Origin of the sequence: Enterobacter sp. BIDMC92, assembly GCF_001030225.1 — a bacterium.
GTDB classification, from domain to species: Bacteria; Pseudomonadota; Gammaproteobacteria; order Enterobacterales; family Enterobacteriaceae; genus Enterobacter; species Enterobacter sichuanensis.
Window position 1 is genome coordinate 3,441,854 of the sequence record NZ_KQ087598.1, and the last position, 19,040, is coordinate 3,460,893.

Sequence of the window (19,040 nt, forward strand, 5' to 3'; positions counted from 1 at the left end):
TTTAAATTCCCGCCCCCTGCGAATAACTCTCTTCACCAAAAACGCCGGTCGACAGATAGCGATCGCCGCGGTCGCAGATAATCGCCACCACAACGGCACCGGGATTCTCCTGCGCTACCCGAATCGCGCCTGCCACCGCGCCCCCCGAACTGACCCCACAGAAGATACCTTCACGCACGGCCAGTTCACGCATGGTATTCTCCGCCTCGCGCTGATGAATATCCAGCACCTGATCCACCAGCTGCGCATTAAAAATGCCCGGCATATATTCCGCAGGCCAGCGGCGAATGCCCGGAATGCTGCTCCCCTCTTCCGGCTGCAGCCCAACGATGGTAACGGCTTTCGCCTGCTCGCGCAGAAAACGCGACACGCCGGTAATGGTGCCGGTGGTACCCATGCTGGAGACAAAATGGGTGATCCGTCCGTCGGTCTGCTGCCAGATTTCCGGGCCGGTGGTGGTGTAGTGGGCGTAAGGGTTGTCCGGGTTATTGAACTGATCGAGCAGTTTACCCTCGCCGCGCTCAGCCATGGCTAATGCTAAATCGCGCGCGCCTTCCATTCCCTGCTCTTTGGTGACGAGAATCAGTTCGGCCCCGTAGGCACGCATCGCGGCGCGTCGCTCCTGGCTCATGTTGTCCGGCATCAGCAGCTTCATACGGTAGCCTTTCAGCGCCGCAATCATCGCCAGAGCGATACCGGTGTTGCCGCTGGTGGCTTCGATCAACACATCGCCGGGTTTGATTTCACCGCGCTTTTCGGCCTGGACAATCATCGACAGCGCCGCACGATCTTTTACCGACCCGGCCGGGTTATTGCCTTCAAGTTTGACCCAGATTTCGCTGCCGTTAGCCGGCCCCATGCGCTGAAGTTTGACCAGAGGGGTATTGCCGATGGTGTGTTCGAGTGTATTCACGATTTTTACTCAATAAAAAAGCCGGGTGGCGCGCAGCGATCCCGGCCTACAAGACGCAGTTTTAGCTGTAGGCCCGGTCAGCGCAGCGCCACCGGGCGATAAACATCCTAATAACCTATCAGGCTGACTCCGCCAGAGCAATATCCTCGCGTTTCTCGATGCGCTCATTTCCGTGATAAATACGGGCATGCTGCAGACCGACAAACAGCCGCTCTCCGCGGTGCGGCGGAACGTCGTCGCGCATCACGACGGTCAGCGGCTCGGTATACCAGCCCAGCGGTTGTACCACCAGTTGGGTGTAGTGTCCTTTAGGGCTCGCTTCCAGCACCTGTACCGGCAGCGGTGAATCCAGGCTGGTTCGGCGGCTTACGTCCACTTCCCACGGGCGCAGGAACAGATCAACCGGGCCCTGGTGCGCGGAGGTATAGCCCAGCGGCCAGCGGTGCGCCCCTACATGGAATTGACCGCCGCGAATGGTGCCCTGCAGACGGTTGACCTCGCCCATAAATTCCAGCACGAAGCGGGTCGCCGGTTCACGCCACAGCTGTTCTGGCTCGTCAACCTGTTCAATGTTGCCCTGGCTCATGACCACCACGCGATCCGCGACTTCCATCGCCTCTTCCTGATCGTGGGTCACGAACACGCTGGTAAACTTCAGCTCTTCATGGAGCTGACGCAGCCAGCGACGCAGCTCTTTACGCACCTGCGCATCCAGCGCGCCGAAGGGTTCATCCAGCAGCAGAATTTGCGGTTCAACAGCTAACGCACGCGCCAGCGCCACGCGCTGTTTCTGCCCGCCGGACAGCTGCGCCGGGAAACGGTCCGCCAGGTGAGCCAGCTGTACCATCTCAAGCAGTTTGGTCACTTTCGCCTTAATGGTTGCCGCATCCGGGCGTTCACGACGCGGCAGCACGGTCAGGCCAAAGGCGATATTGTCAAACACGGTCATGTGGCGGAACAGCGCGTAGTGCTGGAACACAAACCCCACCTTACGGTCGCGGGCATGCAGACGGCTCACGTCGGTGCCGTGGAAGCGGATATGCCCGCTGGTCTGATGCTCAAGCCCGGCGATAATGCGCAGCAGCGTGGTTTTACCCGAGCCAGACGGCCCCAGCAGCGCCACCATTTGTCCGGAAGGGATATCCAGCGAGATATCATTCAGCACCTGGGTGCGACCAAAAGACTTCTTAATATTGGCAATCTCAATGCTCATGATTTCCCTCCTGATGCTGACGTTTTTCCTGATTTTCTAAACGCCACTGCACCACACTCTTCAAAAACAGGGTCAAAATGGCCATCAGCGTCAGCAACGCTGCGGCAGTAAAGGCGCCGATGGTGTTGTAGTCCTGCTGCAGCAACTCAATCTGCAGCGGCAGCGACAGGGTTTCACCGCGAATGGAGCCGGAGACGACGGAAACGGCACCGAACTCGCCAATTGCGCGGGCGTTGGTCAACACCACGCCGTAAAGCAGCGCCCAGCGGATATTCGGCAGCGTCACGCGGCGGAACATCTGCCAGCCTGACGCGCCCAGCAGCACCGCCGCTTCATCTTCGTTGCTCCCCTGGCTTAACATCACCGGTACCAGCTCACGCACCACAAATGGACAGGTGACGAAGATGGTGACCAGCACCATGCCTGGCCAGGCAAACATGATCTGCAGGTTATGCGCATCCAGCCAGCCGCCCAGCGGACCGTTGGAGCCGTAAAAGAGCAGATACACCAGACCCGCCACCACCGGCGAGACGGCAAAAGGAATATCCAGCAGGGTAAGCAGCAGCTGACGTCCCGGGAAGTTAAAGCGCGTCACCAGCCACGCCAGCAGAGTACCGAACACCAGGTTCACCGGCACGGTGATTAATGCAATCAGCACGGTCAGCCAGATGGCATGGAGCATATCCGGGTTCGCCAGGTTTTCCAGCGCGGGCATCAGTCCCTTGCTGAACGCCTGAACGAAGATATAAATCGTCGGCACGACGAGAATGAGGGCGGACACCAGCACGCCCGCCCCAATCAGAAACCATTTCCCCCAGTTAATACGGGGCACATCGTATCGCTTCAATTGCGTAACTTCCGCCATCAGTGACCTACCACACGTCGACCAAAGCGACTTTGCAGAGTGTTAATCGAGTACAGCAGCAGCAGCGAGGCCGCCAGGATCACCGAAGCGATCGCGCTCGCCGCCGGATAATCAAACTCCTGCAGACGGATGAAAATCATCAGCGAGGTCACTTCCGTTTTCCAGGCAATGTTCCCGGCGATAAAAATCACTGCGCCGAACTCACCGAGGCTGCGGGTAAACGACAGCGCAATACCCGCCATCAGCGCCGGGGAGAGCTCCGGCAGAACCACCTTGCGGAAACTCTGCCAGCGCGTGGCGCCGAGCGTTTCCGCCGCTTCTTCATATTCCGGCCCCAACTCTTCCAGCACCGGCTGCACGGTACGCACCACAAACGGAATACTGGTAAAGGCCATCGCTACTGCGATACCGAGCCAGGTATAGGTCACCTTGATGTCAAACTTCGCCAGCCACTCACCGTACAACCCGTTAACGGAAAAGAGCGACGCGAGGGTTAAGCCAGCAACCGCCGTTGGCAGCGCAAACGGCAGATCCATCAGTGCGTCAAGCAGCGTACGGCCCGGGAAGCGATAGCGGGTTAAGATCCACGCCATCAGCAGGCCAAACACGCCGTTAAAAATGGAGGCGACAAACGCTGACAGCAGCGTCACCTTATAGGCTGCCACCACCTGGGGGTTGGTGATGACCTCCCAGTACTGCGCCCAGCTCATCTGAGCCAGCTGCATTACCAGCGCGCTGAGCGGCAACAACAGGATCAGGCAGACGAACAGCAGGCTGGTCCCAAGGCTTAAGGTAAAACCCGGCAGCACGCGTTTAGTCGATACTGCAAACATTACTTACGCCCCGCCGCCAGCAATTTGTCTAACTCACCGCCGCTGGCAAAGTGCGTTTTCATTACGTCAGGCCAGGAGCCGAAATGGTCTTCCACGCGGAACAGCGCGGTCTGCGGGAATTTATCTTTCAGTTTGTTCATCACGTCCGGGTTATTCACGCGGTAGTAGTAATCGGTGATGATGGTCTGCGCCTGCGGGCTGTACAGGTAGTTGAGATAGGCTTTTGCCGCTTTCTCGGTGCCGTTTGCCTGTACGTTTTTATCCACCCACGCCACCGGGAACTCGGCCAGGATGTTGGTTTTTGGGATAATCACCTCAAAGCCCTGCGCCTCATACTGCTTGCGGATGTTGTTCACTTCCGATTCAAAGCTAATCAGCACGTCGCCCAGACCGCGCTCTGCGAAGGTTGTAGTTGCGCCGCGTCCGCCGGTATCAAACACTTCGACGTTTTTCAGGAACTGGGTCATGAACTGCTCGGTTTTCGCTTTATCGTTACCGTCAGCCTTGTCCGCCGCGCCCCACGCCGCTAAATAGGTGTAACGCGCGTTACCGGAGGTTTTTGGGTTTGGGAAAATCAGCTTCACGTCGGAACGCACCAGGTCGCTCCAGTCGTGGATATTCTTAGGGTTGCCCTTACGCACCAGGAAACCCATGGTGGAGTAGAACGGCGAGCTGTTGTTAGGCAGACGGCTCTGCCAGTCCGCCGGGATGAGGTTGCCTTTGTCGTGCAGGATCTGCACGTCAGTCACCTGGTTGTAGGTCACGACGTCCGCTTTCAGTCCCTGAAGAATGGCAAGCGCCTGCTTGGACGAACCGGCGTGGGACTGCTTGATGGTCAGCTTATCGCCGTTATTGTCTTTTGCCCACTGCTGCTCAAACGGGGGATTAAGGGCGGCGAACAGCTCGCGGGAGACATCGTATGAACTGTTCAGCAGCTCAGTCGCCTGCGCCTGTGCCACCAGCAGTAAACCTGCCAGCGCCAGAGTTCCTTTTTTCAGTACAGTAACGGCCATTGCGCACCCTTATAAATGTGATGACTATCTTATAGTCATAATATTTATAACGAGGACGAAAGGAGTAACGGTTTTATATACCGTTTGGTGATTTACAAGCAGAAAAGGGAATAAGGGTGCGGGGAAAATTGCCGGGTGGCGCTAACGCTTACCCGGCCTACGTATGGAGAGCGGGTTTACAGCGCCAGCAGACGCTCCACGGACGGCGCGAAGTAGTAGCCGCCGGTCACGGGTTTGGTGAAGCGCAGCATGGCGTCACGCTTGCCGTCGGTATCGCCAAACATGCTCAGCAACTGCTGCTCAATGTTGTGCAGGCGCGCGCAGTAGGCGCAGAAGTAAAGGCCGTGCGTGCCGCTTGCTGTGCCATAGGGCAAGCTCTGGCGGACAATCTTCAGCCCTTTGCCGTCTTCCTTAAGGTCAACGCGGCTCAGGTGCGAGGTGACCGGACGCTCATCACCGTCGATCTCTTCGTTGGCTTCTTTGGTACGGCCAATCATCATCTCCTGGTCATGCACGCTCATGCGGTTAAGCTGCTTGAGGTTGTGCTCCCAGCGCTGCACGAACACATAGCTGCCGCCCGCGTCCACGCCGTCTTTGATCACCGCCACTTCACGACGCGTCTCTTCACCCGCCGGGTTTTCGGTTCCGTCGACAAAGCCGCTCAGATCGCGCTCTTCGACCCAGCGGAAACCGTGCACTTCTTCCTGCACGTCGATGCTGTCGCCAAAGGCCGCTATCGCCGCCTGCGCAACGGAGAAGTTTACGTCGTGACGCAGAGAGAGGATGTGGATCAGCACGTCGTACTGCGTCGCGGGCGCAAGGCCTTTACCGTAGGGAATGAAGTCTTTCAGCTCTTCCGCCCCTTCGCCACCGCTCAGCTGACGCCAGACGTTATTGCCAAAGGCGACAACGGCGCCGAGGTGGGCTTCCGGGAACGTAGCCTGGAAGGTCGCCAGCTTATCAATGAACGCTTTACTGGCCGCACGCAGGGCATCCACGTCCCCTTTTACATTGGCTTCAATCCAAATCGCCGCGCGGCAATGTTCTGGCAAAATGCCACTCTGAACCTGAGACATCGCTCCTCCTGAAATAAAGATGCCACGTCAGCGTGGCATGGATGGCGGGTATTATACCCGGATTTCAGCGAGGCGGTTTGTTCCGGCGCAAATTACTGCTGCCAGATAATTTTGCTCACTTTCCAGTTCTTCAGCGTGTCGTCCGACGGCATCAATCCTTCCGGACCGCTCCAGGTGCCGGTAAAGACATAGCTGATGTGCTGGCTGCCTTGCGCCTTACAGGCCACCGCCACACCATCGTCAGAAGGGGCGCTGGCGCAGTTGCCAAAGGCCTGCTTATAGAGATCGCTAAACGGCGTTCCTATCTTCACGCCGCTGGCAGTCGGAATGGCTTCATCCAGCACCGTAACGCGGTTTACCGTGCCTTTGTCACCGTTGATCACCAGCGCCAGCGTGTCACCCTTCAGCGCTTCGTAATAGCGAACAATGTTACCATTCTCGGTTTTCATGCCGCTGCGCAGGCGATAATCACTGCTCAGGGCGTCCTGAATAGCATCCTGATCCAGCGCCGTCGCGGCGGTAATGTTCCCCACGCCCTGCTCGGTCACTTCCGTTGATGAGCCAAACCAGTTCCATGGATACGCAGCGGACCAGTTAATGGAGGAGAGCGTGGAACAGCCTGTCAGGGCCAGCGGGAGAGCGCATAAAAGTAAACGCAGCGATTTCATTGAAACGTCCTTACGTGTTAAATCAACGCTTGTTGGAGTGCGACTTCTGCAAAAAGTGCCGCATTAATCATCCTGATGGGCGAAACAGGCGCGAAGACGCGGATTGGTCAGCAGCCACAGCAGCGCCACAATATCCGCCACCACCAGCGCAATGCCAATGCCCGTAAGCGGCTCACCGTACCACCAGAGTACCGGCTGCCAGAAGAGCAGCGCAATCTGAGCGAGGATCAGCAGCCAGCGCAGCGCCCGCCACAAACGTGGGATCGCCTGGCGTCGGCCGCTGCACAAAAAAGCCATCACCGCCGGTACGCCCGGCAGTAAGCCGAGCCAGAACGCATCGTGATCGGGATAGAAGAGATTCAGCAGCGTATCACCCTGCCCGCGCGACGCGGCGGCCATCACAAACAGTACCCAGGTTCGTGCCTGAAGCAGCAGAACGCACCAGAATAAAAAGGGCAACCTGACCCGCCCCTGCGCGTCATAATCTGCCGGATGGATCTCAGTACTCTTCATCTTCGATCAGGCGCTTACCTAAACTCAGCACGTCAGAATGTTCATAGCCCAGACGCTCGTACATGCCCAGCACCACGTCGTTATCTTCCCGAACCATGATCTGGATTTTCGGACAGCCACGGGCGATCAGCTTCTTCTCGAGACGATTGAGCAGCGCGTTGGCAATGCCGCGCCCCCGGTATTCCGGATGAACGCCCAGATAATAGGCCGAGCCGCGATGACCGTCATAACCGCCCATTACCGTGCCTACGACTTCGCCGTTGACTTCCGCAACCAGAAACAGACTGACGTCGTGATTCACCTTCCGCTCAATGTCCATTTCCGGATCGTTCCACGGACGCAGCAGATCGCAGCGCTCCCAAAGGGTGATCACCTCTTCGAAATCTTCCTGGCGAAAAACGCGTATCTCCATGGTATTAACCGCCTTTTCGGGTTTAAAAACAGTGATTATGGCGTGAACCGTGCCTTTAGCCAATAACCGGGGAAAATCTCGCCAAAATTTGGCATAATGTCACTTTGTCACGTATTGAAATGAAAAGTAAAACAATTCTCAATAAGGACTGTCGTAACGCTAAACGCGATACGATATAACACCAGGACCCCATTTTTTAGTATTCAGGCCGCATGAGCACATTCAAACCATTAAAAGCACTCACATCGCGTCGTCAGGTTCTCAAAGCGGGGCTGGCGGCCTTAACGTTAACGGGCATCGCAAAGCAGGCTCAGGCAAAAGACGAGAGCACGCTCAAAACCAGTAACGGACACAGCAAACCCAAAACCAAAAAGCCCGGCGCGAAGCGTCTGGTGATGCTTGACCCGGGCCACGGCGGAATTGATACCGGCGCCATCGGCAAAAACGGTTCGAAAGAAAAACACGTCGTGCTGGCGATTGCAAAAAATGTGCGCGCAATTTTACGCAGTAACGGCATTGACGCCCGTCTGACGCGCTCTGGCGACACCTTTATTCCGCTGTATGACCGGGTGGAGATCGCCCACCAGCACGGCGCGGATCTGTTTATGTCGATACACGCCGACGGCTTTACCAACCCTTCAGCGGCGGGCGCCTCGGTGTTTGCGCTGTCCAACCGTGGCGCCAGTAGCGCCATGGCGAAATACCTCTCCGACCGTGAAAACCGGGCGGATGAAGTCGCCGGGAAAAAAGCCACCGACAAAGATCACCTGTTACAGCAGGTGCTGTTCGACCTCGTGCAGACGGATACGATCAAAAACAGCCTGACGCTCGGCTCGCACATCCTGAAGAAAATTAAGCCGGTGCATCGTCTGCACAGTAAAAGCACCGAACAGGCGGCATTTGTGGTGCTGAAATCACCGTCTATTCCGTCCGTGCTGGTGGAAACCTCGTTTATCACCAACCCGGATGAAGAGCGTCTTCTCGGCACCACGGCGTTTCGCCAGAAGATCGCCAACGCCATCGCCTCCGGCATTATCAGTTACTTCAACTGGTTCGATAACCAAAAAGCGCACTCCAGGAAACGTTGATGAAACCCAATGCTCAACTGGTTAAAACCTTCCTGCTGCAGCTGCAGGATGAGATTTGCCGCAAACTGGCCGCCGCGGACGGTGGTGAATTCCAGGAAGATAACTGGCAGCGTGAAGCCGGCGGCGGCGGGCGCAGCCGGGTGCTGCGCAATGGCGGTATATTTGAACAGGCGGGCGTGAATTTCTCCCACGTTCACGGAGACGCCATGCCCGCGTCTGCGACCGCGCACCGTCCTGAACTTGCGGGCCGCAGTTTTGAAGCGATGGGCGTCTCGCTGGTGGTGCATCCACACAACCCGTTTGTGCCGACCAGCCACGCCAACGTCCGCTTTTTCATTGCGGAAAAACCGGGGTCCGATCCGGTCTGGTGGTTTGGCGGCGGTTTCGACCTTACACCCTACTACGGGTTTGAAGAGGATGCCGTGCACTGGCACACCACCGCGCGGAACCTCTGCCTGCCGTTTGGCGAAGACATCTACCCGAAGTTTAAAAAATGGTGCGACGACTACTTCTACCTGAAGCATCGCGACGAGCAGCGCGGCATTGGCGGGCTGTTCTTTGACGATCTGAACACGCCTGATTTTGATACCGCGTTCCGCTTTATGCGCGCGGTGGGCGAAGGGTATACCGACGCTTATCTGCCCATCGTCGAACGCCGTAAAGACACCCACTACGGCGTGCGCGAGCGCGAATTCCAGCTCTATCGTCGCGGGCGTTACGTTGAGTTCAACCTGGTGTGGGATCGCGGGACGCTGTTTGGCCTGCAGACCGGCGGGCGCACGGAATCGATTTTGATGTCGATGCCGCCGCTGGTGCGCTGGGAGTACTGCTACGAGCCAAAAGAAGGCAGCCCGGAGGCTGCCTTGAGTGAGTTCCTGAAAGTACGCGACTGGGTTTAACCCCCCTCACCCCGGCCCTCTCCCAAAGGGAGAGGGTTAGGGTGAGGGTAAAAATTACAGCGGCTGGGTCTGCGCCTCAACCACCGCCAGGGCCACCATATTCACGATACGGCGCACAGAGGCAATTGGCGTTAATACGTGCACCGGTTTCGCCACGCCCATCAGGACCGGCCCTACGGTCACCCCTTCAGAGCTGGAGACGCGCAGCAGGTTGTAGCTGATACGCGCCGCTTCCACGTTCGGCATAATCAGGATATTCGCCGATCCTTTCAGCGGGCTGTCCGGCATACGTTCGTTGCGGATGCTTTCCACCAGTGCCGCATCACCGTGCATTTCCCCGTCAATCATCAGCTCCGGCGCACGCTCGCGCACCAGCGCCAGCGTCTCACGCATTTTGCAGGCCGCCGCAGATTTAGACGAACCAAAGTTAGAGTGCGACAGCAGCGCCACCTTCGGCTCGATACCAAAGCGGCGCACGGTCTCTGCAGCCATCACGGTGATCTCCGCCAGCTCGTCCGGGCTCGGATCGTCGTTAACGTAGGTGTCAGCGATAAATGTGTTGCCGCTCGGCAGCAGCAGGGCATTCATCGCCCCGGCGGTATGAACCCCGTCACGATAGCCGAAGATCTCCTGCACCACGCTAAAGTGCTCGTGGTAATCGCCGATGGTGCCGCAGATCAATGCGTCCGCTTCACCGCGATGGACCATGATCGCGCCGATCACCGTCGTGTTGCTGATGACGGCTTTCTGCGCCTGCTCCTGGGTGATCCCGCGACGCTTCATGATCGCGTAGTATTCGCTCCAGTACTCTTTAAAGCGCGGATCGGATTCGTTGTTGACGATCTCGAAGTCGACGCCCGGCTTAATCTGCAGACCCAGCTTCTGAATGCGCATCTCAATCACGCTCGGACGACCAATCAGGATCGGCTTCGCCAGACCTAAGGTGATCAGCTCCTGGGTAGCGTGCAGCACGCGCGCCTCTTCCCCTTCCGCCAGCACCACGCGCTTCGCGTCGGCACGCGCCTGCGAGAAGATCGGCTTCATGAACAGGTTAGTTTTATAGACAAACTCGGTGAGCTTATCGATGTAAGCATCAAAATCCTGTATCGGACGCGTCGCCACGCCGGAATCCATCGCCGCTTTGGCCACCGCTGGCGCAATTTTGACAATCAGGCGCGGGTCAAACGGTTTAGGAATGATGTAGTCCGGGCCAAAGCTCAGATCCTGATCGCCGTAGGCGGAGGCCACCACTTCGCTCTGCTCGGCGTGGGCCAGTTCCGCGATGGCGTGCACGGCGGCAAGCTTCATCTCTTCGTTGATCGCCGTTGCGCCAACATCCAGCGCGCCGCGGAAGATGAACGGGAAGCAGAGCACGTTGTTGACCTGGTTCGGGTAGTCGGAACGGCCGGTACAGATAATGGCATCTTCACGCACCGCTTTCGCCAGCGGCGGCAGAATTTCCGGTTCCGGGTTCGCCAGGGCCAGGATCATTGGTGCGCGCGCCATCTTCTTCACCATCTCCTGGGTCAGCACTTTCGGGCCCGAGCAGCCGAGGAAGATATCCGCGCCGTCAATGACGTCCTCGAGCGTGCGCTTGCCGTCGTCTTCGACTGCATACGCCGCTTTGGTTTCCGCCATGTTGGGCTCGCGGTCTTTATAGATAACGCCTTTAGAATCGCAGACCACGATGTTGTGCTTCTGCATACCCAGCGCCACCAGCAGGTTCATACAGGCGATGGCCGCAGCACCTGCGCCAGAAACCACCATGCGCACATCAGAGAGATTTTTTTCCACCACGCGCAGGCCGTTCAGAATCGCGGCGGTGCTGATAATCGCGGTGCCGTGCTGGTCATCATGGAACACGGGAATGTTCATACGCTCGCGCAGCTTCTGCTCGATATAGAAACATTCCGGCGCTTTGATGTCTTCCAGGTTAATCCCGCCGAAGGTCGGCTCCAGCGCGGCCACCACGTTAATGAATTTGTCAGGATCGAGCTCGTCCACCTCGATATCAAACACGTCGATACCGGCGAATTTCTTGAACAGCACGCCTTTCCCTTCCATCACCGGTTTACCCGCCAGGGCACCGATGTTACCGAGACCGAGTACCGCCGTACCGTTAGAGATAACGGCCACGAGGTTGCCGCGCGCGGTGTATTTATAGGCCGCCAGCGGGTCTTTTTCGATTTCCAGACACGGTGCCGCAACGCCTGGCGAATAGGCCAGCGCCAGATCGCGCTGGGTTGCCAGCGGCTTGGTTGGGGAGACCTGGATTTTGCCCGGGACAGGGAACTCGTGAAAATCGAGGGCACTCTGTTTTAACTGATCGTCCATCTTGTTATTCCTTTTACGTATCGGTCAGATAGTATCGCCTCAGGACAGCACATAAACTTTGAAGGCTGCCAAACTCTCACCATCACACATTAAAAATTGTTATCAATTTATAACAGCCATGTTACCCGTCTCAAAAGCAATGCCTCCCCCGTCTGCTATGCTTTTTTGTTAAGTCCATCATGATTTTCTCAGAAGTGTGAACTAACGCACTCATCTAACTCTTTTATTTCCAAGGAGTAATCATTTATGAACCAGCTAGACGGCATCAAACAATTCACTACCGTGGTTGCAGACAGCGGCGATATCGAGTCGATTCGCCACTATCAGCCGGAAGATGCGACCACCAACCCTTCGCTTCTGCTCAAGGCTGCCGGGCTTGCCCATTTTAGTCATCTGATTGATGACGCCATTGCCTACGGTAAACAGCGCGGGAAAACGCAGGAGCAGCAGGTCGCCGAAGCCAGCGACAAGCTGGCGGTTAATTTTGGTGCGGAAATTCTGAAAAGCATCCCGGGACGCGTCTCCACCGAAGTGGACGCCCGCCTCTCATTCGATAAAGAAAAGAGCATCAATAAAGCCCGCCGCCTGGTCGAACTCTACCAGGAACAGGGGATCGATAAATCACGCATTCTGATCAAACTGGCGTCGACCTGGGAAGGCATCCGCGCGGCAGAGGTGCTGGAAAAAGAGGGGATCCACTGCAACCTGACGCTGCTGTTCTCCTTTGCTCAGGCACGCGCCTGTGCCGAAGCCGGCGTGTTCCTGGTCTCACCGTTTGTCGGCCGCATCTACGACTGGTACCAGGCGAAACAGCCGATGGATCCGTACGTGGTGGATGAGGATCCGGGCGTGAAATCGGTCCGTAATATCTACGACTATTACAAGCAGCACCGCTATGAAACCATCGTGATGGGGGCCAGCTTCCGCCGTACCGAGCAGATCCTCGCCCTGGCCGGCTGCGACCGTCTGACCATCTCCCCTAACCTGCTGAAAGAGCTACAGGACAAAGAAGAGACGGTCATCCGCAAGCTGATCCCCACCTCTACCGTGCTGCCAAAACCGAAAGCCATGACCGAAGCCGAATTCCGCTGGGAGCACAATCAGGACGCCATGGCCGTGGAAAAACTGGCGGAAGGTATCCGCCTGTTCGCCGTTGACCAGCGCAAACTTGAAGATCTTCTCGCCGCCAAACTTTAACCTTGCCACGGAGTGAACTATGTCCCGTAAAGAGCTAGCCAATGCCATTCGCGCCCTCAGCATGGATGCCGTACAAAAAGCCAATTCCGGCCATCCCGGCGCGCCCATGGGCATGGCTGATATTGCCGAAGTGTTGTGGAACGACTTTCTGAAACACAACCCCGATGACCCCACCTGGTACGACCGCGACCGTTTTATTCTCTCCAACGGCCACGCCTCGATGCTGCTCTACAGCCTGCTGCATCTTTCCGGCTATGACCTGCCGCTCGAGGAGCTGAAAAACTTCCGCCAGCTGCACTCAAAAACGCCGGGTCACCCGGAAATTGGCTATACGCCCGGGGTAGAAACGACCACCGGGCCGCTCGGTCAGGGGCTGGCCAATGCGGTCGGGCTGGCGATTGCCGAGCGCACGCTGGCGGCGCAGTTTAACCAGCCGGGGCACGACATTGTCGATCACTACACGTACGTGTTTATGGGCGACGGCTGTCTGATGGAGGGGATTTCCCATGAAGTCTGTTCCCTGGCGGGCACCCTGGGGCTGGGTAAGTTGATTGGCTTCTACGATCACAACGGCATCTCCATCGACGGGGAAACCGACGGCTGGTTCACCGACGACACGGCAAAACGCTTCGAAGCCTACCACTGGCACGTGGTGCATGAGATCGACGGCCACGATCCTGAGGCGGTGAAAAAAGCGATTCAGGAAGCGCAAAGCGTGAAGGACAAACCGTCGCTGATTATCTGCCGCACGGTTATCGGCTTTGGTTCACCGAACAAGGCCGGCAAGGAAGAGGCGCACGGCGCGGCGCTGGGTGAAGAGGAAGTGGCGCTGACCCGGCAAAAACTGGGCTGGAAACATCCGCCGTTTGAGATCCCGAAAGAGATTTACCGGGCGTGGGACGCCCGTGAAGCGGGTGAAAAGGCCCAGCAGGCCTGGAACGAGAAGTTTGCCGCATACAAAAAAGCACACCCGGAACTGGCCGCCGAATTCTCTCGCCGCATGAGCGGTGGCCTGCCGGAAGACTGGGACGATAAAACCCAGGCGCTGATTGAAAACCTGCAGTCCAACCCGGCGAAAATCGCCACCCGTAAGGCTTCGCAAAACACGCTGAATGCCATTGGTCCGCTGCTGCCCGAACTGCTTGGCGGCTCGGCGGATCTGGCCCCAAGTAACCTGACCATCTGGTCCGGCTCGAAATCGCTGAAAGAGGACATTGCCGGGAACTACATCCACTACGGCGTGCGCGAATTCGGGATGACCGCCATTGCCAACGGCATCGCTCATCACGGTGGTTTCGTGCCCTACACCGCCACCTTCCTGATGTTTGTCGAGTATGCCCGTAACGCAGCGCGCATGGCGGCCTTAATGAAGGCGCGACAGATTATGGTCTATACCCATGACTCCATTGGTCTCGGGGAAGATGGCCCCACGCACCAGGCGGTTGAACAACTGGCGAGCCTGCGCTTAACGCCAAACTTCAGCACCTGGCGTCCGTGCGATCAGGTCGAAGCCGCGGTCGGCTGGAAGCTGGCGGTAGAGCGCCACAATGGCCCAACGGCATTAATTCTGTCACGCCAGAACCTGACGCAGATTGAACGCACCCCGGAGCAGGTGAAAAATATCGCCCGCGGCGGCTACATCCTGAAAGACAGCGGCGGCAAGCCGGACGTGATCCTGATTGCGACCGGTTCAGAGGTGGAAATCACGGTGAAAGCGGCGGAAAAACTGACCGCCGAAGGTCACGCGGTGCGCGTGGTATCCCTGCCCTCAACGGATATTTTTGACGCTCAGGATGAGGCGTACCGTGAGTCGGTGCTGCCCTCTAACGTCGCGGCGCGCGTGGCGGTGGAAGCCGGTATTGCCGACTACTGGTACAAATATGTCGGCCTTAAAGGGGCGATTGTGGGCATGCGGGGCTACGGTGAGTCCGCCCCTGCCGACAAGCTGTTCCCGTATTTTGGTTTCACCGTTGAGAACGTGGTAGAGAAGGCGCTGAGCGTGCTGTAGTGCGGTCTGTTTATTGCCGGGTGGCGCTATCGCTTACCCGGCCTACAGTTCGGATGTTTTGTAGGCCGGGTAAGGCGAAGCCGCCACCCGGCAAAGCTAGCGGGTGATCCACAACGTGGGCCAGGCATCTGGCCCATTCCAGTTATCGCAGCTGGGTTCCTCGGCATAACGCACCAGGCGGAAACGCTGGCCGTCAAAACGCCAGCGCGTCTGGATGCCACAATCTCCCAAACCGCGCCCGAGCGCCAGCGTGGTCAGTTCGCGCGTCTTCTCATCGAAGCTGGCGTTCATTAACTCCATTTCACTGCTGCCACTCGACGGCGTAAACGGCAGACGTAGCCTGACGCTGCGGGCAGAGAACGGTTTTTTACGTGAGACCAGCCATGCCAGATCGACGGTGTTATAGGCCCCCGCCTCGCAGCTGACGATCAACAGCGCTTTTTCATCGGTTAACGCGGTGACGCGCACTTCGCGTCGGTTAGGATCGAGCGAGCACTGGCTGCTGTTCATCCGCCCGGTGCCATAATCCAGCAGGTCATTCAGTTCGGCGTGGGAAAGCGGTGTTGGAGTAGGATTAACGGTCGCCACCTTTTTCAGGGCGGGCGCGGGCGGCACGCTTAACGGCGGATCGTCACCTTTCTTAATCCACGCGGTTTCACTGCCGACACGCTTTTGCTGGGCATCAATAAACAGCAGCGCGGCTTTCAGACCGCTCAGGGAAATCACCTGCTTACCGCCGCGCAGGGTCAGGGCCTTCCCTTCCTGAATATTTTTCAGAAAGGAGGTGATGGTGGCCGCATCGTCCGTTTTCAGGTGCCATGGCGTGAGCTGCCAGCGCTGCTTGTCCAGCTTCAGAGGCACATTGTCCAGCAGCAGCCGGGAGGCAATCTCCGGCTCTTTGACGGAGGGCGTATCCAGCCCGCCGAGATCGATACGCAGCGTGGCATCCGTTTTCGCACCGGCGCTTCGGGTGAGCGTCATGACCAGCCCCCGGTGTTCGCCGGTGTTGCGGGCCAGGCAAAAGTTCTGGTTATTGCAGGTCACCTGCCAGTCAGAGAAAGCTTGCTGAGCAGGCGCAGCCCTCACCTGCGGCGCGAGGAGCAGACAAAACAGGGAAAATAAAAAGACGCTATAGCGCATGAATGACACAATCCCGGAACGAAAACGCGTAACTGGGCAGTATCTTCGTGTTCCGGCCGGGTCGTCTCAATCGGATTTATCGGATAGATTTATCCGAAAAACACTCTACATCCGTTCGAAAGTGGCATTCATTAAGCCGGTACTCTGCAAATACTGCAGCAATATCACTGCTTTACCATCCCTGATTTCGCCTGAACGCATCATTTCCAGCGCCCGGGAGAAAGGCAACTCCAGCACCTCGATATCTTCATCCTCCACGCCACCGCCTCTGTGCGTACGCTGGGCGTCGCTGTATTCCGCAATGAAGAAATGGATAAGTTCCGTGACGCCGCCAGGGGACATATACAGCTCAAAGACTTTTTTGACCTCGCCCACTTCAAAGCCCGTTTCTTCTACGGCCTCTTTGCGGATGCAGACTTCCGGCTCATCGTCATCAAGCAGGCCCGCGCAGGTTTCAATCAGACGTCCGTCAGGGTTACCGTTGACCCACGTCGCCACTCTGAACTGACGGATCAGCACCACGCTCTGCTTTTCGCGGTTATAGAGCAGAATGGTGGCTCCGTTACCCCGGTCGTAAACCTCGCGCTTATGGCGGATCACTTCACCATTATTGCGCGTAAGATCGTAGGTGATGTTACGCAGGACAAAGTAGTTTTCAGAGAGAATTTTGTCTTTGATAACGTCAATTTTCAGGGTCATACGGGCTCCACGACATAATGAGTGGTCCTATACTACGCCTTGAATCCCGCTTTGTCGCCCGCCGCTTTAATGATGTTTCGGGCCGCTAACCCCAAGCCAGTCGAGTATCCCTTGCGCCGCATGACGCCCTTCCGCCATCGCGGTCACCACCAAATCCGCGCCGCGAACCGCATCACCGCCGGCGAAAATGTGTGGGTTGCTCGTCTGATAACGGTAGCGACTTTCGACCGAGGCCACGATGCGTCCCCACTCATCCGTTTCAACACCCTGCGCCTGCAGCCACGGCATCGCGTGCGGGTTAAAACCAAACGCCATGATCACCGCATCAGCCTCCATTACAAACTCGCTGCCGGGCACCGGAACGGGCCGACGCCGCCCCTGCGCATCCGGCTCACCGAGCCGGGTACGCAGCATCCGGATGCCGTTGACCTTCCCGTCAGGAGCCTGCGTCAGCTCAACCGGCTGGACGTTAAATTCAAATGCCGCCCCCTCTTCTCTGGCATTCTTCACCTCTTTCTTCGACCCCGGCATGTTGGCCTCATCCCGGCGATAGGCGCAGGTCACCTTCGCGGCGCCATGGCGTAGCGCGGTACGTACGCAGTCCATGGCGGTATCGCCCCCACCAAGCACCACCACGTTCAGCCCACGGGTATCGATGAACGGTTCGCTGGCCGTTGCGTCCAGCCCCATCACATGCCGCGTGTTACCCACCAGGAAAGGTAACGCGTCATAGACCCCTGGCGCATCTTCGTGCGGGATACCGGCCTTCATCGAGCGATAGGTACCCACGCCAATGAACAGGGCGTCGTACTCGTCTTTTAACTGTGACATCGACACCTCCTTGCCCACCTCGCAGTTCAGCGCAAAGCGGATCCCCATCGCGGTAAATATCTCCCTGCGCCGCGCAAGCAGCGATTTGTCCAGCTTGAATGCCGGAATGCCAAAGGTGAGTAAACCGCCGATTTCCGGATGCCGGTCATAGACCGTCACGCTCACCCCGCTGCGCGCCAGCACGTCGGCGCATGCCAGCCCGGCGGGACCGGCGCCGACGATCGCGACACGTTTACCCGTCGGCGTGACGGCGGACATGTCCGGCCGCCAGCCCATCGCCAGCGCCCTGTCGGCGATATAGCGCTCGATGTTGCCGATGGTAACGGCCCCCGCCTCATCACGAAGCGTGCAGGCCCCTTCGCATAACCGGTCCTGCGGGCAGACGCGGCCGGTTATTTCAGGCAAACAGTTGGTCTGATGAGAAAGTTCGACCGCGCCGGCAATATCCCCCGCATTCAGACGCTCAATCCACTGCGGAATGTGGTTATGCAGCGGGCAGGTCCATTCGCAAATGCTGTGCTCTCCGCACTTCAGGCAGCGCGACGCCTCGCGGGCGGCCTGTTCGGCCCGAAACGGCAGGTAAATTTCGTGAAAATGGCACACGCGTTCCGCGGCAGGCAGTTTGTCGGGCTCGCCGCGTGGCAGGGACATCTGCATCTGCTGCAGTTTGCTGCGCGGAAGATCGTCTCTGACGACCTCCCCATGCCAGGGCTGGACCGCCAGGCAGGCCGCACGCTGGCGGCGCGATTTGACCAGCGTGTCCAGCACGGCAGGCGTCGCAAGGGAGAGGACATCAGCCGGGCAGTTTTCGATACAGGCCGGGCCCTGTGGACGCGTCAGGCAGAGATCGCATTTATTCGCCGAGGCCTTCACGCCGCCGTGGTCGAGCGGGGTGACGATGATCTCCATCGTGCCAAACGGGCAAGCCACCGCGCAGGCCTTACAGCCGATGCATTTTTGTTGATTCACCTGTACGCTGTCATCGCGTTTGCTGATGGCGCCGTTCGGGCAGCTCTGCGCGCAGGGCGCATTTTCACAATGATGACATGTGACGGGGCTTCGCTTCCCGCCGGACCTCAGGACCGTAATACGGGGATGAAAATGGCGCTCGCTCAGAACGTGTTGCTCACCGTTGTGCGCCATGACGCAGGCCACTTCGCAGGCGCGACACCCAATGCATTGCTGGCTGTTAGCCATAATAAAACGATTCATAACCACACCTGTTTTTGCTTCAATATCCTTATTCTTTATAAGAGTATGGTATTTACGCATCACGGCGCGTTCGGGCAATGTGCAAATGCCCGGAAGACCCAATTATTTCCAGTGAACCTGTGGCAG

The 19,040-nt window shown here is 57.8% G+C and carries 17 protein-coding genes; 4 read left to right on the forward strand and 13 right to left on the reverse strand.

The features are described from left to right. Nucleotide 1: 1 nt before the first annotated feature. From cysM to SP99_RS16155, 9 genes are all read right to left on the reverse strand, one after another. Complete coding sequence (gene cysM / locus SP99_RS16115) at nucleotides 2–913, reverse strand: cysteine synthase CysM (RefSeq protein ID WP_025758777.1); 912 nt, start codon at nucleotides 911–913, stop codon at nucleotides 2–4. Between the two features lie 118 nt (nucleotides 914–1,031). Further along, nucleotides 1,032–2,126 carry a sulfate/thiosulfate ABC transporter ATP-binding protein CysA gene (gene cysA / locus SP99_RS16120; RefSeq protein ID WP_047959184.1) on the reverse strand — a complete coding sequence of 365 codons (1,095 nt, stop codon included), beginning with the start codon at nucleotides 2,124–2,126 and terminating at the stop codon, nucleotides 1,032–1,034. Next, complete coding sequence (cysW, locus tag SP99_RS16125; protein ID WP_025758780.1) at nucleotides 2,116–2,991, reverse strand: sulfate/thiosulfate ABC transporter permease CysW; 876 nt, start codon at nucleotides 2,989–2,991, stop codon at nucleotides 2,116–2,118. The genes cysA and cysW overlap by 11 nt, the downstream gene beginning before the upstream one ends. Next, entirely contained in the window at nucleotides 2,991–3,824 is an 834-nt protein-coding gene (cysT, locus tag SP99_RS16130) for a sulfate/thiosulfate ABC transporter permease CysT (RefSeq protein ID WP_045286558.1), read from the reverse strand. The genes cysW and cysT overlap by 1 nt, the downstream gene beginning before the upstream one ends. Further along, the gene (locus tag SP99_RS16135; protein ID WP_047959185.1) at nucleotides 3,824–4,837 is read right to left on the reverse strand and encodes a sulfate ABC transporter substrate-binding protein; all 1,014 of its coding nucleotides are present in this window, start codon (nucleotides 4,835–4,837) and stop codon (nucleotides 3,824–3,826) included. The genes cysT and SP99_RS16135 overlap by 1 nt, the downstream gene beginning before the upstream one ends. Before the next feature lie 176 nt (nucleotides 4,838–5,013). Then, the gene (locus tag SP99_RS16140; RefSeq protein WP_045286559.1) at nucleotides 5,014–5,913 is read right to left on the reverse strand and encodes a Dyp-type peroxidase; all 900 of its coding nucleotides are present in this window, start codon (nucleotides 5,911–5,913) and stop codon (nucleotides 5,014–5,016) included. Between the two features lie 92 nt (nucleotides 5,914–6,005). Then, entirely contained in the window at nucleotides 6,006–6,581 is a 576-nt protein-coding gene (locus SP99_RS16145; protein WP_047959186.1) for an RpoE-regulated lipoprotein, read from the reverse strand. Between the two features lie 63 nt (nucleotides 6,582–6,644). Next, nucleotides 6,645–7,094, reverse strand: coding sequence for a DUF2919 domain-containing protein (locus SP99_RS16150; RefSeq protein WP_047959187.1), 450 nt, complete (start codon nucleotides 7,092–7,094; stop codon nucleotides 6,645–6,647). After that, nucleotides 7,081–7,506 carry a GNAT family acetyltransferase gene (locus SP99_RS16155; RefSeq protein ID WP_023308738.1) on the reverse strand — a complete coding sequence of 142 codons (426 nt, stop codon included), beginning with the start codon at nucleotides 7,504–7,506 and terminating at the stop codon, nucleotides 7,081–7,083. The genes SP99_RS16150 and SP99_RS16155 overlap by 14 nt, the downstream gene beginning before the upstream one ends. 212 nt (nucleotides 7,507–7,718) lie before the next feature. Here SP99_RS16155 and amiA point away from each other — a divergent pair, with 212 nt between their 5' ends. Then, nucleotides 7,719–8,594 (forward strand): N-acetylmuramoyl-L-alanine amidase AmiA, encoded by an 876-nt coding sequence (amiA, locus tag SP99_RS16160; protein WP_045286561.1) that lies wholly within the window; start codon nucleotides 7,719–7,721, stop codon nucleotides 8,592–8,594. Continuing rightward, nucleotides 8,594–9,493 carry an oxygen-dependent coproporphyrinogen oxidase gene (gene hemF, locus SP99_RS16165; protein WP_047959188.1) on the forward strand — a complete coding sequence of 300 codons (900 nt, stop codon included), beginning with the start codon at nucleotides 8,594–8,596 and terminating at the stop codon, nucleotides 9,491–9,493. The genes amiA and hemF overlap by 1 nt, the downstream gene beginning before the upstream one ends. Nucleotides 9,494–9,547: 54 nt before the next feature. Here the strand turns inward: hemF and maeB are convergent, their stop codons facing one another. Beyond that, a complete protein-coding gene (gene maeB / locus SP99_RS16170) occupies nucleotides 9,548–11,827 on the reverse strand; it encodes an NADP-dependent oxaloacetate-decarboxylating malate dehydrogenase (protein WP_025758794.1) in 2,280 nt (759 codons plus the stop codon). Between the two features lie 246 nt (nucleotides 11,828–12,073). Between maeB and tal the strand changes: the two genes are divergently transcribed. Together tal and tkt are read left to right on the forward strand one after the other, a co-directional pair. Continuing rightward, the gene (gene tal, locus SP99_RS16175; RefSeq protein WP_025758795.1) at nucleotides 12,074–13,024 is read left to right on the forward strand and encodes a transaldolase; all 951 of its coding nucleotides are present in this window, start codon (nucleotides 12,074–12,076) and stop codon (nucleotides 13,022–13,024) included. 19 nt (nucleotides 13,025–13,043) lie between these two features. Then, nucleotides 13,044–15,032 carry a transketolase gene (tkt, locus tag SP99_RS16180; RefSeq protein ID WP_047959189.1) on the forward strand — a complete coding sequence of 663 codons (1,989 nt, stop codon included), beginning with the start codon at nucleotides 13,044–13,046 and terminating at the stop codon, nucleotides 15,030–15,032. Between the two features lie 96 nt (nucleotides 15,033–15,128). On the opposite strand, the gene SP99_RS16185 is transcribed toward tkt, so the two are convergent. The 3 genes from SP99_RS16185 to aegA all read right to left on the reverse strand — a co-directional run bounded on the left by SP99_RS16185 (nucleotide 15,129) and on the right by aegA (nucleotide 18,914). After that, nucleotides 15,129–16,172 carry a DUF1176 domain-containing protein gene (locus tag SP99_RS16185; RefSeq protein ID WP_047959190.1) on the reverse strand — a complete coding sequence of 348 codons (1,044 nt, stop codon included), beginning with the start codon at nucleotides 16,170–16,172 and terminating at the stop codon, nucleotides 15,129–15,131. 105 nt (nucleotides 16,173–16,277) lie between these two features. Beyond that, entirely contained in the window at nucleotides 16,278–16,871 is a 594-nt protein-coding gene (gene nudK, locus SP99_RS16190) for a GDP-mannose pyrophosphatase NudK (RefSeq protein ID WP_047959191.1), read from the reverse strand. A gap of 66 nt (nucleotides 16,872–16,937) precedes the next feature. After that, entirely contained in the window at nucleotides 16,938–18,914 is a 1,977-nt protein-coding gene (gene aegA / locus SP99_RS16195) for a formate-dependent uric acid utilization protein AegA (protein WP_047959192.1), read from the reverse strand. Nucleotides 18,915–19,040: the final 126 nt, after the last annotated feature.